This window comes from Methylobacter sp. S3L5C (assembly GCF_022788635.1).
GTDB lineage: Bacteria > Pseudomonadota > Gammaproteobacteria > Methylococcales > Methylomonadaceae > Methylobacter_C.
In genome coordinates this window covers 2,176,615-2,195,184 of record NZ_CP076024.1, presented here as the reverse complement: position 1 = coordinate 2,195,184, position 18,570 = coordinate 2,176,615, and the positions used below count along the sequence as shown (strand labels likewise).

General features: G+C 42.7%; 18 protein-coding genes and 3 pseudogenes. 11 read left to right on the top strand and 10 right to left on the bottom strand.

Features of this window, described 5'->3' with window-relative positions:
• Positions 1–167: 167 nt before the first annotated feature.
• The 8 genes from KKZ03_RS09860 to KKZ03_RS09825 all read right to left on the bottom strand — a co-directional run bounded on the left by KKZ03_RS09860 (position 168) and on the right by KKZ03_RS09825 (position 7,181).
• Positions 168–2,237 (bottom strand): chemotaxis protein CheW, encoded by a 2,070-nt coding sequence (locus tag KKZ03_RS09860; RefSeq protein WP_243221315.1) that lies wholly within the window; start codon positions 2,235–2,237, stop codon positions 168–170.
• A gap of 19 nt (positions 2,238–2,256) precedes the next feature.
• Entirely contained in the window at positions 2,257–2,619 is a 363-nt protein-coding gene (locus KKZ03_RS09855; RefSeq protein ID WP_371744881.1) for a response regulator, read from the bottom strand.
• A gap of 33 nt (positions 2,620–2,652) precedes the next feature.
• Positions 2,653–3,168 (bottom strand): hypothetical protein, encoded by a 516-nt coding sequence (locus KKZ03_RS09850; RefSeq protein ID WP_243221314.1) that lies wholly within the window; start codon positions 3,166–3,168, stop codon positions 2,653–2,655.
• A complete protein-coding gene (cheY, locus tag KKZ03_RS09845) occupies positions 3,165–3,545 on the bottom strand; it encodes a chemotaxis response regulator CheY (RefSeq protein ID WP_256452018.1) in 381 nt (126 codons plus the stop codon). Before cheY ends, KKZ03_RS09850 begins: the two co-directional genes overlap by 4 nt.
• A gap of 33 nt (positions 3,546–3,578) precedes the next feature.
• The gene (locus KKZ03_RS09840) at positions 3,579–4,697 is read right to left on the bottom strand and encodes a chemotaxis response regulator protein-glutamate methylesterase (RefSeq protein ID WP_243221312.1); all 1,119 of its coding nucleotides are present in this window, start codon (positions 4,695–4,697) and stop codon (positions 3,579–3,581) included.
• A complete protein-coding gene (locus KKZ03_RS09835) occupies positions 4,687–5,229 on the bottom strand; it encodes a chemotaxis protein CheW (protein ID WP_243221311.1) in 543 nt (180 codons plus the stop codon). Before KKZ03_RS09835 ends, KKZ03_RS09840 begins: the two co-directional genes overlap by 11 nt.
• A gap of 659 nt (positions 5,230–5,888) precedes the next feature.
• Positions 5,889–6,599, bottom strand: coding sequence for a protein phosphatase CheZ (locus KKZ03_RS09830; protein ID WP_243221310.1), 711 nt, complete (start codon positions 6,597–6,599; stop codon positions 5,889–5,891).
• Between the two features lie 444 nt (positions 6,600–7,043).
• Positions 7,044–7,181, bottom strand: coding sequence for a hypothetical protein (locus tag KKZ03_RS09825; RefSeq protein WP_243221309.1), 138 nt, complete (start codon positions 7,179–7,181; stop codon positions 7,044–7,046).
• 311 nt (positions 7,182–7,492) lie between these two features.
• Between KKZ03_RS09825 and KKZ03_RS09820 the strand changes: the two genes are divergently transcribed.
• From KKZ03_RS09820 to KKZ03_RS09790, 8 genes and pseudogenes are all read left to right on the top strand, one after another.
• Positions 7,493–8,026: a hypothetical protein gene (locus KKZ03_RS09820; RefSeq protein ID WP_243221308.1), complete on the top strand. Its 534-nt coding sequence runs from the start codon at positions 7,493–7,495 to the stop codon at positions 8,024–8,026.
• Complete coding sequence (locus KKZ03_RS09815) at positions 8,004–8,402, top strand: hypothetical protein (RefSeq protein WP_243221307.1); 399 nt, start codon at positions 8,004–8,006, stop codon at positions 8,400–8,402. Before KKZ03_RS09820 ends, KKZ03_RS09815 begins: the two co-directional genes overlap by 23 nt.
• Positions 8,403–8,548: 146 nt before the next feature.
• Complete coding sequence (locus KKZ03_RS09810) at positions 8,549–8,941, top strand: PAS domain-containing protein (protein ID WP_243221306.1); 393 nt, start codon at positions 8,549–8,551, stop codon at positions 8,939–8,941.
• The gene (locus KKZ03_RS09805; protein WP_371744891.1) at positions 8,942–9,367 is read left to right on the top strand and encodes a PAS domain-containing protein; all 426 of its coding nucleotides are present in this window, start codon (positions 8,942–8,944) and stop codon (positions 9,365–9,367) included.
• Positions 9,364–9,540 (top strand): PAS domain-containing protein, encoded by a 177-nt coding sequence (locus tag KKZ03_RS09800; RefSeq protein WP_243221304.1) that lies wholly within the window; start codon positions 9,364–9,366, stop codon positions 9,538–9,540. The genes KKZ03_RS09805 and KKZ03_RS09800 overlap by 4 nt, the downstream gene beginning before the upstream one ends.
• A gap of 99 nt (positions 9,541–9,639) precedes the next feature.
• Positions 9,640–10,107 (top strand): annotated as a pseudogene (locus KKZ03_RS09795) (helix-turn-helix domain-containing protein); the annotation flags it as partial.
• Between the two features lie 44 nt (positions 10,108–10,151).
• Entirely contained in the window at positions 10,152–10,259 is a 108-nt protein-coding gene (locus KKZ03_RS22010) for a hypothetical protein (RefSeq protein ID WP_371744880.1), read from the top strand.
• Positions 10,260–10,267: 8 nt separating this feature from the next.
• Positions 10,268–11,689 (top strand): annotated as a pseudogene (locus KKZ03_RS09790) (sigma-54-dependent transcriptional regulator).
• Positions 11,690–11,879: 190 nt separating this feature from the next.
• Here the strand turns inward: KKZ03_RS09790 and KKZ03_RS09785 are convergent.
• Positions 11,880–12,203: a hypothetical protein gene (locus tag KKZ03_RS09785; RefSeq protein WP_243221303.1), complete on the bottom strand. Its 324-nt coding sequence runs from the start codon at positions 12,201–12,203 to the stop codon at positions 11,880–11,882.
• A gap of 95 nt (positions 12,204–12,298) precedes the next feature.
• On the opposite strand from KKZ03_RS09785, the gene KKZ03_RS09780 reads away from it, so the two are divergent.
• From KKZ03_RS09780 to KKZ03_RS09770, 3 genes and pseudogenes are all read left to right on the top strand, one after another.
• Entirely contained in the window at positions 12,299–13,372 is a 1,074-nt protein-coding gene (locus KKZ03_RS09780) for a PAS domain-containing protein (RefSeq protein ID WP_243221302.1), read from the top strand.
• A 44-nt stretch (positions 13,373–13,416) separates the two neighbouring features.
• A pseudogene (locus KKZ03_RS09775) lies at positions 13,417–14,942 on the top strand (IS3 family transposase).
• Positions 14,943–15,020: 78 nt separating this feature from the next.
• A complete protein-coding gene (locus KKZ03_RS09770; RefSeq protein WP_243221301.1) occupies positions 15,021–16,334 on the top strand; it encodes a PAS domain-containing sensor histidine kinase in 1,314 nt (437 codons plus the stop codon).
• A gap of 208 nt (positions 16,335–16,542) precedes the next feature.
• Here the strand turns inward: KKZ03_RS09770 and KKZ03_RS09765 are convergent, their stop codons facing one another.
• On the bottom strand, positions 16,543–18,543 hold the full coding sequence (locus KKZ03_RS09765) for a hypothetical protein (protein ID WP_243221300.1): 2,001 nt from the start codon (positions 18,541–18,543) through the stop codon (positions 16,543–16,545).
• Between the last annotated feature and the right edge of the window lie 27 nt (positions 18,544–18,570).

The window sequence follows — 18,570 nt, the reverse complement described above, 5'->3', positions numbered from 1 at the left end:
CGTTTGGAACAGCGATAAAGAACGCCAACAGTAGACCTCTTTAGAGATTCAGGGGGCGATTGCCGAGACGTAAAAACAGACACGTAACTGGGTACATAACGATTTTAACAACGTAATCAATGAATAAAAAGATAAGCAATCCGGGCATATTATTTGCAAGAAATTGCCTAAAAACCTGTCTTGGTATGATGCTCGCGTAGCAAGCCGTTAACATCGATGATGAATGATACGCTGCCATCCGCCATGATGGTCGCACCTGAAATATTGGGTACCTTTCGGTAATTGGATTCGATATTCTTGACAACAACTTGTTGCTGACCGACCAACTCATCAACCAGTAGAGCGGCTTTCCGACCATCAGCAGTGATCACAACCAACATGCCGGTAGCAGGATGTCGATGAATAGGCTCAATGGTAAAAACTTTAAAAACAGGAATAATGGGGAGATATTCGCCCCGAATATAAACCACCGTGCCCTGACCGCTAATTTCCTTAACATTAGTCGCGATGGGCTGAAAGGATTCAACAATATTGCTCAATGGCAGAATATAGGTTTCCTCCCCTACTTTAACGGACATACCATCAAGAATAGCCAAAGTTAAAGGCAGCGATACCGTTGTGGTAGTTCCGAGACCTGCTACCGAGTGGATACTGATGGTTCCACCAAGGCTGGTGATGTTACGGTTAACTACGTCCATACCTACGCCTCGTCCGGAAACATCGGTAACGGTTTCTGCAGTTGAAAAGCCGGGAGCAAAAATCAGTTTCCAGACATCTTCATCCGATATATCATCATCTACAGGAAGGCCCTGTTCGCCGGCTTTTTGAAGAATTCTTCGGCGATTTAAACCAGCACCATCATCAATCACTTTAATGACAACATGACCACCTTGATGCGCAGCCGATAAAATCAAGCGCCCCATTCGTTGCTTGCCGGATTGCGCGCGAATATCCGGGCTTTCAATGCCGTGATCAATACTGTTTCTAATCAAATGAGTTAGTGGATCGACGATTTTTTCAATTAATCCTTTATCCAGTTCAATGCTGTTGCCTTTTGTTTCCAGGGTAATTTGTTTGCCAAGCTTGCCAGAAAGCTCACGAACCATACGAGGAAACCTCGAAAAAACGACATCCATTGGCATCATTCGCATGGACATTGCCGATTCTTGTAAACTGCGGCTATTCTGGCCGAGCTGGGTAATACCATTCAATAACATTTCATACTGCGCAGGATCCAGACTTTCTGCGCGTTTTGTAATCATGGCATGAGCAATGACCAGCTCCCCAACCAGATTTATAAGTTGATCTACTTTTTCAATACTTACCCGAACCGTAGAGGATTCTGCAACCGCAGTCACATTGTCAGCCTTGACCGGTTTTTTCTTGACTGGCAACTGATCTGGAGTTGGCAGAGATACCCCAGGTGCGATAACTATGTCCTCTTGTACTGGCTCGACAAATAGTGATGGTGAATCAAAAAATCCAAAACCGGAATCTTCTGATTCCTGTGCTTGAGAGACACTGTTCACAGCTTTACTCAAGCCACTATCAGCACTGATTTCACTAACATGAACATCATCCGGATCAAGAATAAAAGAACATAAAGCAAGAATTTCCGGACTGCCGTCGTTAGTCCACAGGTCCAAAATAGTTTTTTCAGCGTTTGATGAACTAACGGCTAGATCTCCAAGCAACGATAACTCCTCCGTTAAAGCTTCGACATCTATCCGGGACATAGCTGGCAGGTCAATTTGGAAGCGCTTGGCATAAGCACAACCTGAGCCTGCAACGACCAAATTTTTGTCGTCATGCACATCCGATATCTGATGAGCTAACGATAAAGCAGCCTTGTCAATCATGGCATCAACAACCATTGCCCTCACTTCGGCTACTCTTATGTTATCGACTGGCGCATTAAGCCTTAGCCCGTCGATCTGCATTTTCAGCACATCCCTTGATTGTAGAAGAATCTCTTGATGCCTTGACGTAAATTTAAGTTCGCCATGACGGATTTTGTCCAGCATCGATTCAAGCTCATGGGTGATATCGATTAGGTCAGAGAAACCAAAAGTAGCAGCTCCTCCTTTAATTGAATGAGCGATCCGAAAAATGCTGTTAATATCTTCTGAATCGGGAGCCTCTATATCCACGGTGAGAACCAGTCTCTCCAAATCGTCCAGTAGCTCTTCGACTTCATCGAAAAATATTTGGGAAAACTGACTAATATCCATGCTCATACGAATGCTTCCTGAGTGCTTAGCTAATAACTTTTTTGACGACTGCGATTAATTTTTCCGGATCAAAGGGCTTCACCAGCCAACCTGTCGCTTTTGCAGCCCGACCTTTCGCCTTCATTTCATCGCTTGATTCGGTAGTCAACATCAATATCGGTATTTTTTGATAAGCCGGTTGGGTGCGTAAGCTTTCGATAAAGGTTAATCCATCCATACGTGGCATATTTTGATCAGTCAATACCAAATCAAATTGTTGGCCTTGGGTAATTTTCAAGGCCTCAACGCCATCAGCCGCCTCATGAACCTGATAGCCGGCACTGGTAAGACAGAAAGTTACCATTTGTCGCAACGAACGCGAATCGTCAACAACAAGTATAGTTTTCATTATATGCACTCCTGATTATTGATGTTAAGAAGGTCAGAACAATTCAACATCGCCACTTCCCATATGTTGCTGCCGCAGAGATTTACTCAGTGCATTTTGTAATGTCACACTGAGTTCTGACAACTTTTCATCAGATTCACGCAGAGATAACGAAAGATCTTCAGCTTCATCATAGCCGCTAACCATTGTTTTTTTGTAATCCATAACGACCAACATCTCGCGTAAACCATCGAACCGGGCATTAACACGTTGAAGCAACTGATCGGTCAAATCATGAAATTGCAACCCAATAATTGCTTGATGGAGATGTACTGCCAACTTATCCGCGCACGCTGAACTTCCGTTTGTCTCGGCCAGTCTGCGTTGCTGCGCCAACTCATCTTGAATACCATAAAAGCTGCGTTCAAGTTTACTGATTGCTTCGTCCAGAATAAGCCGCGTTTGATACACATCATCTGCGGCCTCCGCAAGATGCAAATCGATTATATTAGGCAGATTGGAAGATAGAACAACCGTTGCTGATTCGATGCGGTCGTCCATGCCCTTCATAAAGATTTATTCTGTTTTTCAAGAATCTTGCTGATTTTCTCATCCAGTGTCGCAGCGGTAAAAGGCTTAACTATATAACCACTCGCACCCGCTTTTGCTGCCGCGACGATGTTCTCTTTCTTGGCTTCTGCAGTCACCATTAGCATAGGTATATTAGATAAAGTGGGGTCCTCACGGACAGCCTGCAATAACTCCAAACCATCCATACCCGGCATATTCCAGTCGGAGACAATAAAATCAAATGAATCCCGCTTTAACTGGGCAAGCGCACTATTACCATCTTCCGCTTCAGAGACATTGGTATAACCCAGCTCTTTCAACAGATTGCGAATAATTCTACGCATGGTAGAAAAATCGTCTACTACCAAAAAACGCATCTTATTTAACTCAGACATATTTACTCCGAAAATTTAATCTTTAAAGTTGGTGATCATTGGCTGTGACAGTGTCATCGATCCTTCACGTATACTCACCGCATGCTTGCCAAAATGGTCAATTACCATACCTGCCAATATGGATAACGAAGCCACTTCGTGTACCGCGCCAATCTCAATCGCTTCCTTGGGCATACCAAAAACTACACAAGAATTTTCATCCTGCGCATAGTTGTACGCACCTGCTTTTTTCATTTCCAATAACCCCAAGGCACCATCTTTTCCCATCCCTGTTAGAATTACGCCCACTGCATTCTTCCCTGCATGCAGAGCAGCCGAACGAAACAGAACATCCACTGACGGGCGATGTCGATTCACCGGCGGCCCTTGATCAAGGCGGGTAATATAATTGGCACCACTACGAGCCAGTAACATGTGCGAGTGTCCGGGGGCAATATAAGCGTGCCCGGGTAAAATCCTTTCACCACCCATTGCTTCAATAACGCTAATCTTGCACAAACCATCAAGCCGATGAGCAAAAGACGTAGTAAAACCTTCCGGCATATGTTGGGTAATAAGAATGCCAGGACAATCGACAGGCATTTGCAACAAGAACGTCTTAATGGCTTCTGTACCTCCCGTTGATGCACCGACAATAATCAATTTCTCGGTACTGAGAAACCGGTTACCAACAAGAGGTAATGGCTCATGCGGAAGAGATTTTTTTACCATATTGGTACGAAAATTCATGCTCTTACCTGCTTGATAAGCAATACGTATTTTATCGGCCAACAGCTGTGTATATTCCAGCATTCCGGCTTTGATACTTAACTTGGGTTTTGTCACATAATCAACGGCACCTAATTCAAGTGCACGCAGAGTGATTTCAGATCCTCTGTCAGTTAGCGATGATACCATCACCACTGGCATCGGCCTTAAGCGCATAAGTTTTTCCAGGAAATCTAGCCCATCCATGCGGGGCATCTCAACATCAAGAGTTAGCACATCAGGGTTAGTCTGCTTGATCAAATCCCTTGCAATCAAAGGATCTGAAGCAGTTCCTACAACTTCCATATCAGCTTGGCTTTCGATCATCTCGGTCAATACGCAACGAATTAACGCAGAGTCATCGACAATAAGAACTTTAATGGTCATTGTTTTGGTTAACAGAAGAATCACTAACAGATTCAACCAAGCCCATTTCATCGCTCGACATCAACTTGTCAATGTCTATCAGGATAAGCATACGATCGTCGACAGTACCCAAACCAATGAGGTAATCAGTGTTAAATGCTGCACGCATTTCCGGAGGCGGCTTGATTTGATTATTGTTGAGCATTATGACATCAGACACACCATCCACCACGATACCCATTATTCGACCGGTAATATTAAGTATAATAACAACGGTAAATTCGTTATAAACAGGTGTTCCCAGATTGAATTTGATACGCATATCCAGTATCGGAATAATAATACCGCGAAGATTAATAACTCCTTTAATGAATTCAGGCGCATTGGCTATCCGTGTAACCGCCTCGTAGCCACGAATCTCCTGAACCTTCAATATATCAATAGCATATTCTTCCTGCCCCAAAGTAAAAGACAAAAATTCCTGTCCTATAGCTTCTCTGTCACCCACCGATGAAAGCCCATAACCGGATGTTGATTCAGTACTCTCAAACATAATATTTTCTCAATTTACAAACTTGCCGATAAGTAGATTATTCAAAGTTATTTTTTAATTATAAAGCTCATGTTTATATTAAGATAATCCCTATAAACTTGCTCTTAGGCCGTTTTCTAAAAGAAATTTATCCAACTAGCCAATCTTTTTATTCCTGGATATTGCCTCAAAATAAATTAGGACAGCTAAAATAGTCAGCTATTAGTAATAGTTTTACCCAGCGTAGATAATTTTAACCAATAATTATTGCCCAATTTAGTTACTGAAACTCACTGTAATATATACCCTTCTACAATAATTTGACTTGTAATACAGCCTGATTTTAATAGCAATATTACAGTAGCTAATATTAATATAAAAAAAAGTCACATTATTTACCATATCAAAAAAATCAGATATTTTTATAACCAATTTCACTGCGCAGATTTTCCAGTCAATAATTTTTCTTCTTCATAGCTGGTCTTGGCATTTTTTATTATTTCGTCGTAGACAGAAAACCCTCCAACCTGATTAGGGGACTTAATGAATCGCACCGAACATACATATTCAAAACACGACATTTATCATCCCTATATTTCTGGTTACATTTTTTAGCATTACCTTGAACCTGACTCATCAAATCCAATGCTTTAAAATCAAGGTAAGCGCTACTTTAACTATTAAAAACCCAAATCCGCGAGCATACTATCGACATCATCTTGATCCATTGCCAAATCAGGGACAGCGGGACCCGCAAGTAAATCAACAGATTTGTTGGGTAATGGCGTAACCGCATAATCCTGTAATAACTGGGTAAGTTCTTTTTCCAGCTTTTGTGTCAGCGTCACGACTTTTTTGATAATTTGTCCGGTAATATCCTGAAAGTCCTGCGCCATCATAATTTCCATCAGACGCGCTTTTTCTGCTTCTGCATTTCTAGCCACCTCGCTGGCAAAACTGCAGGAATCAATTGCCAACAACTTCAACTCGACAGTGGCAAACTCGCTGCCGAGCATATCATTCCAACGCCGCTCCAAGTTATTAGCCTTTGTAATTTGCTCATCTTGGACAGGTAAGCCTTCGTCTACGGCATTTAACACCTTATTGGCAGACTGCTCAGTCAGGGATGCAATATATTCGAGACGGCTTTGAGAATCACTGATGTCTCTTAACGTATCATCTAAAATTTGTCCATAACCTAGTTGTTGTAACGCATCATGCAATTGGCGCACAACAGAACCCAGACGATCATATAAAGCATGATTTTCAGCAGGTACACTCAAAATCTCCGGTTCCTCAGGAACAGATTTAGACGGAACTGCGATTTCCCGTTGCGTAACAACCTGTTCGAACAGCGCATCAATATCTTCATCTTCCAAATTCTTGCTCATTTGACATTTCCCTCCTCTCTAGGGCAGTAGTATTGGCTATTTTAGTAGTTGAGGTCAGGTATTAAAGAGGAAAGAACAGGGCAAAAACGACCTGATATTGATGTTACCGACTGGCTTGATCGCGCTATGGATTCACAGATAAATCACTGAGATGATCCGGCAGTTCGTCGCAGTCCTGTTTGATACGCAGGGCAACGAAGCTATTGACAAGATAAGTCGTCAACGCCATAAAGAGTAAACTGCGTATAGGTGAGCAGGCCGCAGGAACTTACCAGCAGCCTCTCGCAGAACGGTACGTGAACCTTTCGACTCATACCGCTCCCATCAGGTAAACTCTCCTGTCATTCCAGCTCGCCAATGGGCGAACAAAAGCTTGGACATTGATCAGCAATTCTCTCAAGAAACTGCGATGCTCTGGTTTTATGCCAACGGAGGGGCTTAAATTTACGCCGCGCCTACCTTACCAGTGCTCTGTTTACGTGCCGACACATACCATAGAGGACTGATCGATAGTAACGGCCATAGTAGGCTATCCAGCCATTTAGCCAACTGCTCGACACTCATCTCTGAAGGCATTCGCACGCGCATGTTCCTAGTTTTCAGTCGCATCGACTTCATCGCCACCTTACTAACCGCAGGTGTAAAACTTACAAATAAACTATTTCATTTGCGATTTTTACATAACCGACGCCTGAACGTATAGCCAAGAAAATCAAAGTCCATATTTTCATAGCGTACTTTGCGACTGCCATATTTACGGTAAACGATTTTTTTTTCAGCAGGTGAAGCTCTAAACCACAGGCATTGAAGCGTTGCTCAAGTACTGCCAACATGTGTTTGGCTTCTGCTTCACTACAACAATGTACCAGACCATCATCCTCATAACGACACCAATGGAAATTTCACTGCTGGCCTTGGTGGATGTGACACACAACACAGCCTATACGCTGCCGGCTTATCAAACGCTCGCTTTGCCCAAAGCACCGAAGGTACCTGAAGTCGTCAAAGAGTCGACCGTAAATAGCGAAACCAAGGTGGTTCAAGATGTCGAGAAGACACCGAAGAGCAAAGCCGAGAAAACGCCCAAAGAAACCCGGATCACCCGGGTAGATAGCTATCTTGATCATGTCAAACGCGATACCAAGGGACTGTTGGGGAAAATCCGTTATCTGGTCGCGGACAGTTTTTACGCCAAGACCAAGTTTATTAATGGCGTGGTAGAACATGGCCTGCACGTGGCCAGTAAGTTACGGCATGATGCCGATCTGCGCTGGTTATATACCGGTGAACAAAAAGCCAAAGGTCGACCTCGCAAGTTTGTAGGCAAGGTTTGTTTCGATGATTTGTCACGCTTTGATCTGGCAGGAAAAACCGATGGGCAGCGCGTCTATACTTCGATCGTCAATGCGCCAACTTTACAAAAGTAATCTGCGGATTATCTATGTCGTGCGGGAAGAAAAAGGCAAAACCTATACGGCATTATTATTCTGCACTGACATTGACTGTGCCACCATGGACATTCTGCGCTATTACAAGGCAAGATTTCAGATTGAATTCGTGTTTCGCGATGCCAAGCAATACACTGGACTATGCGATTGCCAAGCGACTTCCGAAGCAAAGTTGGGCTTCCATTTCAATGCTTCACTGACCGCACTGAATTTGCTGCGTCTGGAAGACCGGCAACAGGCCGTGGAAGGTGCAGGCCGCAACGTCATTTCCATCGCCAGTTGGAAGACTCGTAAATTCAATGCCCATTTATTGGAAAGGTTTTCTTGCCACTTAGAGCTTTGCAGCCCTCTGTAATTATGGCGCTATCGCCGCGTAAACTGTCCGAAGTGTTGCAATGTTGAAGCCTTGATTTATATTAAAGATTCCAGCTATCAGTATCCCAATCAGCCAGTACAACAACTATTTGGCACAGGACTGGATGGCATTATTAGCAAAAAAGATTGGAAAATTTTTTTTTTGATGAGGTAACAAGAGTAACGTTTCATGAAAATGGCCGGCATGTTATTGAACTGGGTGGGCGCATAACAACCAAGAAAATTATTATCGATAAAAACACCCATATTGCGCATACCTATGTTTCGATAAAGCAGCCACTACGTCACGAAAACGGCAGTATTTACGGCTTGTGTAGTATATCTACCGATATCACCGAACGTAAGCGGATAGAGTATGCGCTACGTGAAAGTGAATTTCTCTGGAAATTTGCCATTGAGAGTACCGGTGATGGGGTATGGGACGGGGATATTCCAACCGGCGAAGTCACTTATTCACGGCGCTGGATAGAAATATTGGGCTATACCGAAAATGATATCCAGCCAACTAATAGAGAATAGATAAGCCATATTCATCCCGATGATCAGGCGCATATTGCAAACTTAGTGCAAATATATATGTCTGGAAATACCGACATTTACAGTGTTGAATTTCGCTTGCGCTGTAAAGATGGAAGTTACAAATGGATTTTAGGGCGCGGCATGGTGATTACCCATAGCGAAGACAATAAGCCTTTACGCATGATCGGCACACATACCGATATTTCTGCCCTCAAACAAGTCCAGGAAATATTACAGGAAAAAGAACGGATGTTGTCGCAATCACAGCGTATTGCTCATATTGGTAGTTGGTCTTTAGATCTGGCAAGCGGTTACCTGAGCTGGTCAGATGAAATGTACCCGATTTATAGAGTTACCCGAGAGACCTTTGGACACTCATCAGAAGCTTTTATTAAGTTGATCCATCCCAAGATAATGACGCAATGAGTATGTGGATGTGTGATTGCCTGAATGGTCATGAAGCGCGGGAACTGGATTTTCGTATTATACTGCCCTATGGCACTATTCGTTTTATCTGTGATAGCGGTGAATTACAATACGATGAAATGAATAAACCTCTACGAATGTTGAGTAGTGCACAGGTGTTAATGGCCAATTAAACTGAGCCAGTAATGACCATTAATATTGAGCCACTTTTTCAGATTTTCTTTTAAACAATGAATCTGAGATAGTCCCTAAATTTTTATTCAGGGGCTATTATGAAGGAGTGGATTGTAATCCATAAGATCAAATCGTTATACGATAACGGCAACGGCTTGACCGAGCGTAAGATTGCCAAAGAACTGGGTTTGTCACGCAATACCGTGAGTAAATATCTACACAGATCCGAGACCCAAATAGCCAGTCAACTTGATGAGATGGCCAGAACCAAAAAGCTGGATGCCTACTGTGTCTATATTATTCAGTTGCTGCAAACTTATCCGAACTTGTCAGCTGTAAAAGTCTTGCGCAAGCTGAAGGAAAAGGTTGATGCACTGGCTGTTTCTGATCGCTCGGTACGGCGCTATATTGAAGTGTTAAAGACTGAAATCAGCTTCCAGCAGCCGCGTTATTACGAGCCAGTGGTTGATATGGTGCCCGGTGTGCAATGTCAGGTTGATGGCGGTGAATTGCGTGGAGTAATGATTGGCGGCAAAGAGACGACGGTGTACTTCATGGTATTCGTCTGTTCCGCACCAGTCGTCCACGCGGCACAGGCCTGGGATTGGCTATGGTGCAACGTTTTATCAAAGACATCGGTGGCACGATCAAGCTAAACAATCAACAACCTCATGGCGCTTGTGTCGAGGTATTGGTACCAAAAGAATGCTTTCCTTGAGAAAAATCATGATAGAAACCTTGCTCATCATTGAAGATGAAAAGCTGCTGGGTTCAGAATTATCACGCCACTACCGCGCACAAGGCTGGGATGTGGTATGGGCCAGTACTTTAGCTGAAGCGAAGACCTTGCTACTTAAAGATCGTATAGAACCGCTATTGATTCTATCCGACATGAATTTGCCGGATGGTAACGCTCTGGATTTTATGGAAGGGGTAAAAAAACATGTCAATTACGCCGAATGGCTATTTTTGACCGGCTACGGCAGTGTTCCTGATTCGGTAAGAGCGCTGCGTTTGGGTGCTTATGATTTTCTCGAAAAACCTTGTGATCTGGAGCGTCTTGACCTGGTTGTTACCAGCGCGACTCGCAGTGCCTCAATACAACGTCGTGTTATTGATTAAACCAAGCAAGGACATAGACGCTACTCACCGGAAGCTTATATCGGTCATAGCCGGCAAGCACAAGATATTCGGCAATTATTGGCAAAACTGACACAAGTACCCTTTAGCGCCTTGATTATCGGTGGCGAAAGTGTTACCGGCAAAGGTTTAACAGCACGTATTCTGCATTATGGCGGCCCTCGCGCCCAACAACCCATGATCGAAGTTAATTGTGCCGCATTACCACGCGAATTGCTGGAGTCCGAATTATTCGGGCATGAACCGGGTGCCTTTACCGGTGCGTCAGGACGGCACCGGGGCTTGTTGGAACAGGCAGACGGCGGCACCTTATTCATGGATGAAATTGGTGAAATGCCGCTGGATTTACAAGCCAAGCTGCTTAAGGCTATTGAAGATCATAAAGTACGGCGTTTGGGAGGGGAAAAAGAGATCAGTGTTGATGTCCAGATTGTCGCTGCCAGTAATCGTGATTTGGAAAAAATGGCACAGGACGGTAGTTTCCGTGCTGATTTATATCATCGTTTAAGTGTTTTTAAGGTCATTTTACCGCCGCTACGTGAAGCGGTTGAAGATCTTGATGAGCTGGTGCCGCTCTTTGTTGCCGAATACAATGCCAAAGCTGGTCGACAGGTAAAAGATATTCCTGATGATGTCTGGAACAAGCTTAAGGCGCATTTCTGGCCGGGTAATGTCAGAGAACTACGTAATGTTATTGAGCGTTGTGTATTATTTGCTGATGGCAATACGTTTCCAGGACAATGGCTACAGTTACCCGGACAGCAGTCCCAAACAGGATCAAATAATCGGGATCAAAAAAATAGCCCGTCTCAGGAAAAATCGAGTGGGCAAGGTATTTATTTGCCTTTGGACGGCAGCATGGCGCTGGATGATATGGATCGATTTATCATTAAAACTACGTTGGAACGAGCTGATAATAATCTGACTGCCGCTGCGAGAGCACTGAGTGCAACACGAGAAACACTGCGCTACCGGGTACGAAAATACAATCTAAAAACGGTAGATTGATTAGGGTTTGTGTATGCCGTAAAACTATACCTGATACTAAAAATTACGTGTTAACAAGGATGTAATCTCTTACTGATAAAATCGTTCAGATATTTTTTATATAACAAATCAGATTACGGTATAATAAAAATCGTAACCTGACTATTATTAATTTTCGTTACATGTCTGATATATCCGGATTATTTTTACTTTATTTATCCATTTTCATCATTTTTGAATGATGCATATTCATCATTTGAATATACTCAGCTTTAATCAACTCAAGCTGTTGATCTTTTAATACCTGTTTTTGCTTTGGATCGGTTTCTGCAAGAATTTTATTGGAAAGATCATGCATCTTCAGTATCTCTTCCTGTTTTATTTTTAAATGTTCCATCATTTTTGATTCATCCATGGTGCCCATGGCATGATCCATTTTCATTTCCGATTTCTTTTCAACCGGATCAACTGCTAAACTGACCTGACTTAAAGAAACCAGTGCCAAAATAGCGATTAGCTTAATGAGTATTTTCACGACATTACCTCTTACACTTAATTGTTATAAAAAAATAACCATAACACTTTTATCGTAAACCAGCCATTAATAATGACTGCCAATTTGACTTAAAAATGCAACCCTTAATTGACTTTTTTAGTATTAAAGATCTCATTCCTCACGGTTATTGTTTATCGTGGAGTCCTGTCTTGCTTTGGCTACATGTTGGTTCAGATCTGCTAACTGCTCTTGCCTATTATTGCATTCCTTTAACGCTTATCTATTTTGTCCGGCAACGCAAAGATTTTCCCTATCCGTGGCTGGCAATCCTGTTGTCGCTATCGGTTATTGCCTGCGGTACTTCACATTTAATTTCAGCCATCACCATCTGGATCCCCTTGTATTGGCTGGATGGCTTGATTAAAGCCTTTATAGCGCTTATTTCGATCCCGACTGCAGTACTGATCTTAAAGGTTGCACCACATGCCTTGTCCTTACCCAGCGTTGCCCAACTGCAAGCGGAGATAGAACAGAGAAAAACTGCAGAAGCTGCCTTGCGGGAAAGTGAATATAAACTCAACACTATTCTCGACAATGTTGAAGCCTTGATTTATATCAAAGATTCCAGCTATCAGTATCAGTATGCCAATAAGCCGGCACAACAACTATTTGGCACAGGACTGGATGGCATTATTGGCAAAAGATTGGAAGATTTCTTTTTTGATGAGGTAACAAGAGTAGCATTTCATGAAAATGATCGCCGTGTTATTGAACTGGGTGAGCGCATAGCAACCGAGGAAGTTATTATCGATAAGGACACCCATATTGCGCATACCTATGTTTCGATTAAGCAGCCACTACGTCACGATAATGGCAGTATTTACGGATTGTGTAGTATATCTACCGATATCACCGAACGTAAGCGGATAGAGTCTGCGCTACGTGAAAGTGAATTTCTCTGGAAATTTGCCATTGAAGGTACTGGTGATGGGGTATGGGACTGGGACATTCCAACAGGGAAAGTCACTTATTCACGGCGCTGGATAGAAATGTTGGGCTATACTGAAAAAGATATTCAGCCAACCAATAGAGAATGGATAAGCCATATTCATCCAGATGATCAGACACATGTTGAAAAATTAGTGCAAATGTATGTATCAGGAAATACCGATACATACAGTGTTGAATTCCCCCCTGCGTCAGAATAGTTGTCGCCTCAACTTTTAAGAAAAAATAAAATTTGAGAGTAGAAATGAAAAAATATAAAAGGTATTCAGTAGGCTTCAGAGAGCAGGCCCTGGTAAAAGTATACAATCGTAGTAATGACCAATCAGTTCAGTCCGTCGCAAACGAATTGAATATCCATTTAACAACCTTGAAGGCTTGGATGAAACAGAAGGAACAGGACGTCAAACTTGCACCGCTAAAATCAAAGCGTCCCGAAGATTGGAGCTCTGAAGAACGCTTTACTGCTTTACAAAAAACCTATAATTTGATCGGTGAAGACTTAAATGCCTGGTGTCGTGAACGCGGCGTTTTTATTCATCAGTTGGAACAATGGAAAGCTGATTTCTGCCGCCAGGATGACTTAGTAGACAAGCGTGAAGAAGCGCGGGTCCTGCGTATATTGAAAGAAGAAGTCCAAAGCCTTGAGCGCAATTTATTGCGTAAAGACAAAGCCTTAGCAGAAGCCGCAGCGCTGTTGGTACTGCAAAAAAAGTTCCGGGCGCTCTTGGGGGGAGAGGTCGAATGACTGGCCACGAAGAGCGCGAACAAGTGATTGCTTTACTTAATGAATCAGTAACTGCGGGAGCACGTCAAGCTAAAGCCTGTGAAGTATTAGGACTTAGTGAGCGTACCTTACAACGCTGGCAGACAGGTGAGACGATTCACTGCGATCAACGCCCCTTGCGTGACTATCAACCGCCACACAAACTAACAGCAATCGAGCGTGCCGAGGTGCTGATCGTCGCTAATTCAGATGAATTTGGTCATCTGCCACCGAGTCAGATCGTGCCACGACTGGCCGACCAAGGTAGCTATCTGGCGTCTGAGTCGACCTTCTATCGCATCCTGCGCGAGGAAAAACAGCTTACCCATCGGCGTAGCGAACGTCCGGCTCAAACACGAACAAAGCCACGCGCGGCATGTGCTACAGCACCTAATCAACTGTACAGTTGGGACATTACTTATCTGCCATCACTGATCCGTGGACAGTTTTTCTATCTGTATCTATTTGTTGATATTTTCAGCCGAAAGATCGTCGGTTGGCAGGTGTATGAAGAAGAAAACAGCGCCTTGGCTGGCGAATTGTTACGTGATCTCTGTCATCGTGAAGGGATACAGGCAGAACAGCTTATCCTGCATTCTGACAACGGCAGTCCGATGAAGGGATCGACTATGCTGGCGACCTTGCAACAACTGGGTGTCATGCCTTCGTTTAGTCGGCCATCGGTTAGCAACGATAATCCGTACTCAGAATCGTTGTTTAAGACCTTGAAATATCGTCCTAACTATCCGCTAAAGCCGTTCGCCGATGTTACGGAAGCGCGTCAGTGGGTCACAAGCTTAGTGGAATGGTACAACCATGAGCATCGTCACAGCGCTATTCGGTTTATTACTCCAGCGCAACGCCATGAAGGCTTGGACGACAAGCTTCTGGATAACCGTAAAGTCGTCTACGAAGCAGCACGTGCTAAACATCCGCAACGCTGGACTGGAAGTTCCCGTAATTGGGAAAAAATCCAGACAGCCCACCTTAACCCAGACAAGGTCTAAACAAAAAAATGCTACCAAGGAAGTGATTATTTAGAAAACAAACCAGAGTAAGATTTAACCGTCGAGGCGACAACTACATTGACAATTACCGAATTCCGCTTGCGCTGTAAGGATAGCAGTTACAAATGGATTTTAGGACGCGGGATGGTGGTTACCCGCAGCGATGATGGCAAGCCTTTACGCATGATCGGTACACATACCGATATTTCTGCGCTCAAACAAGTCCAGGAAATATTACAAGAAAAAGAACGGATGTTGTCACAATCACAGCGTATCGCTCATATTGGTAGCTGGTCTTTAGATCTGGCAAGCGGTTATCTTAGCTGGTCAGATGAAATGTACCCGATTTATGGCGTTACCCGGGAAACATTTGGGCACTCGTCAGAAGCTTTTATTGATTTAATCCATCCCGAAGATAATGACGCAATGAGCATGTGGATGAGTGATTGCATGAATGGCCATGAAGCTCGGGAACTGGATTTTCGCGTTATACTGCCGGATGGCACTATTCGTTTTATCTGTGGTAGTGGTGAATTACAATACGATGATGTTAATAATCCCCTACGTATATTGGGTAGTGCACAGGATATTAGTGAGCGAAAATACCGGGAGCAGCAAGACAAGGAGCATCTAAACCAGCTCGCCCATGTTACTCGCCTTGGCCTGATGGGGGAGATGGCTTCCGGGATTGCTCATGAAGTCAATCAACCATTAACTGCCATTTCAAGTTATACACAAGTCAGTGTAAACCTGCTTAAAAATGAAAGCCCTGATCTGGTCAAGCTTGCCGAGATTTTATACAAAACCCAGCAACAGGCATTAAGAGCCGGACAAATCATTCGTCGCATGCGGGAATTTATAAAATCACAGATAACACAGTATGCCATTACCGACGTTAACGCGTTGATTCATGACTCGGCCGGCTTATGTATTGATGAAATTAAACACAACAGCATAAAGCTGACATTTAAACTACAAAACCCTCTTCCGCCTGTCAATGTCGATGCTATCCAAATTGAGCAAGTCATTATAAACCTGATTCGAAACAGTATTGATGCCCTAAAAAACTGTCCGGAAAAACAGCAACGCAACTTGGCGATACATAGCCAATTAACACTCAATAATTATATTGAAATCAGCGTAACGGATAATGGATCAGGGATTAATGAAGACCAACAACAACAAATAGTGATGCCTTTTTACACTACCAAAACTGATGGTATGGGCATGGGACTATCCATTAGCCGATCAATTATTGAAGCCCATTATGGCAATTTAAATTTTCATAGCCGGCCTGGAGATGGCTGTACTTTTTGTTTTACCTTACCAGCCAGCAAAAAAGCAGATGAGAATAATCAACCAGAAAGCCTTATTATACCGACAATAATCTAAAATAATGGTCTCATCTCTCAATTAGACCTTAGATAATTTCTTGCTGATAATATAACATTGCTTGCTGGTTTTTTTTATTCTCAACAAATTACCTTATAGCTCTGAGCGGATCATTTGAAAATACTAATCACTTGAGAAACCCGCTTTGTGTAAAGGTCTTAAATTCTCCGTAAGTTCACAGGATATTTTTACTGACAAACAGTATATTTTACTGACAAAAAAGAGTTACTGCTGGAACGGCTTGTTCATAATTAGTTGAATTAGAAAAAGCATTTGACAAGCCATTCATCCATACTGTGGCCAAATCGACGATTCCTTCGGAACCGGCCTGGTTTACTTTTTTCAAACTTATCCCAAGGCCATTTCCTAAAACTTTAAAACCAAGAGTAAAATCAGAGTCGCCATTGTGCGTATCTTGAATGCGGTAACGCATGCGAATGGCTTCCAACTTCCTGCTACTTTTACCTGCTTCAAAGATCTTTTTTGCTGTATCTGGCGCAAGTTCGATTAATTCATTCTTGCCATTTACAGTACTTATCACATCCACTCTATCAACAGTAACACTGAAACTGGCTTCTAATAACACTGTCTTGACGCCATTAGCCTCGGCTAAATCATTCAGCAAGCCATACTCATTGTTTTTCTTTAGCTCCATAAAAAACTTAACCAAATCTTCAGATTCAACACTAAGACTTTTTGCGATACTATAAAAATATACCTCGACCTCCTTATCCAGGAACTCTTTCTTTACACCATCGTAGCATCTATAAAAACTTATCAAATCTTCCAGTTCAAACGATCCACCAAAAGATATGCCTGTTCCTTTATACCCAAGAGAACTGAACGTCTGTGACATTTTTCTTTTTTGTAGCGATTCATTTAAAAGTTTAGCTGATGATGTCCAAAATACAGTGGTGGTTGTATAGGTCATGCGATTAAGTATTTCGTGTTCCAATAACGGCTTTTCTTTTTCGGCGCCTTTAGAATAAAAAGGCGCATTGAAAGATGCGCCTGCTGTTACTGATAGTGGAGTGAACACTATTTGTTTGTAAACAATTTTGCTATCTTGGGTCATGATAACATGAGCCTTTTCATAGAGTTCATGGGGTGCATAATAGACCGTCTGATAACGTACACTGGCAGACTTGCAAACTCCTGAAATGGCCAGTGCTTCAGCTGAAGCACTGGCTTCAACACCGACAATATAAGCATTAACCTTGACCGAGGCAATAGCGATAAGTCCGGCTTTGGCATCACCTTTATGGGAGGAAATACGCAGACTGGTGGGGATACTTGGTTTTTTATCAGCATCTGCCCAACAAAGTAAACTATCAATTAAACTACGAGCTTTATTTTTTGTTGCCGATCCCATAGTACGATGTTGACAACCTTTAGACAAAATACTGATAATTTCCTTGGTAGTTATATGCCCCCAAAAGCCATCATAGCTGACCGTTTTATTAAAAAATCGATTGCCGTTAATAAGCTCGCAAGCGTCTTTTTTCAATATCGCTTTATAAGAACCTTCGGTGAAAAGTTTTCCCAAGGTTTTTTTAGCTTCTATCTGGTTATCAAAAGGAATCGGGCAGACATCTTCTGCATAAAAATGTTGATATTGGTAACCGGCTTCGGCAGAAAAACCGGCTTTAGCTTCAGCCTCAAAAGCTAAACCCATATTTTCCAGTTTTATTTTAGGTTCGTTAGGATCGTCTTCCTCCTTAACCCAAGATTTTTCAATTTTAGATCCTTCATTAATACCGACAGAATACTTTACACCAACAGTTATCTCTACTCCTGCTTTGGCAGAACCTTCCCAGCTCGCGCCTACTAAAGAGTTGATCATAATAGGTGATGGTATGAGCAAATCATTTAGCTTGGAAGGACCACGCTGTGCAATCAGCAATATCTCTTTAGATCGAGTCAATCCAGCAGAGAGACTTAGTTCTGTACTAAAAACTCCTAAAATTCGTCCAGGATCAATACTGCCATTAACTTGAAGCCCGCCGCCTTTTTTTTCATAACAACACTGAGACTGACCTTTATAGTCAAGCCCGGCTTTTAAAAAATAGTTGATGGCTGCCAGGTTTTTTTGTGATTCACTTAGCGTGACTTTTTGAGTAGAAGGTGCGTATTTTCCTGTTATCGAATTAAAAGTCGATTGTTGTGTTTTAATCGCCTGCTTATGCAGCTGAGAAAAGTAGTCTGCCATGTGATATTCCTTAAACAAATCCGTTAA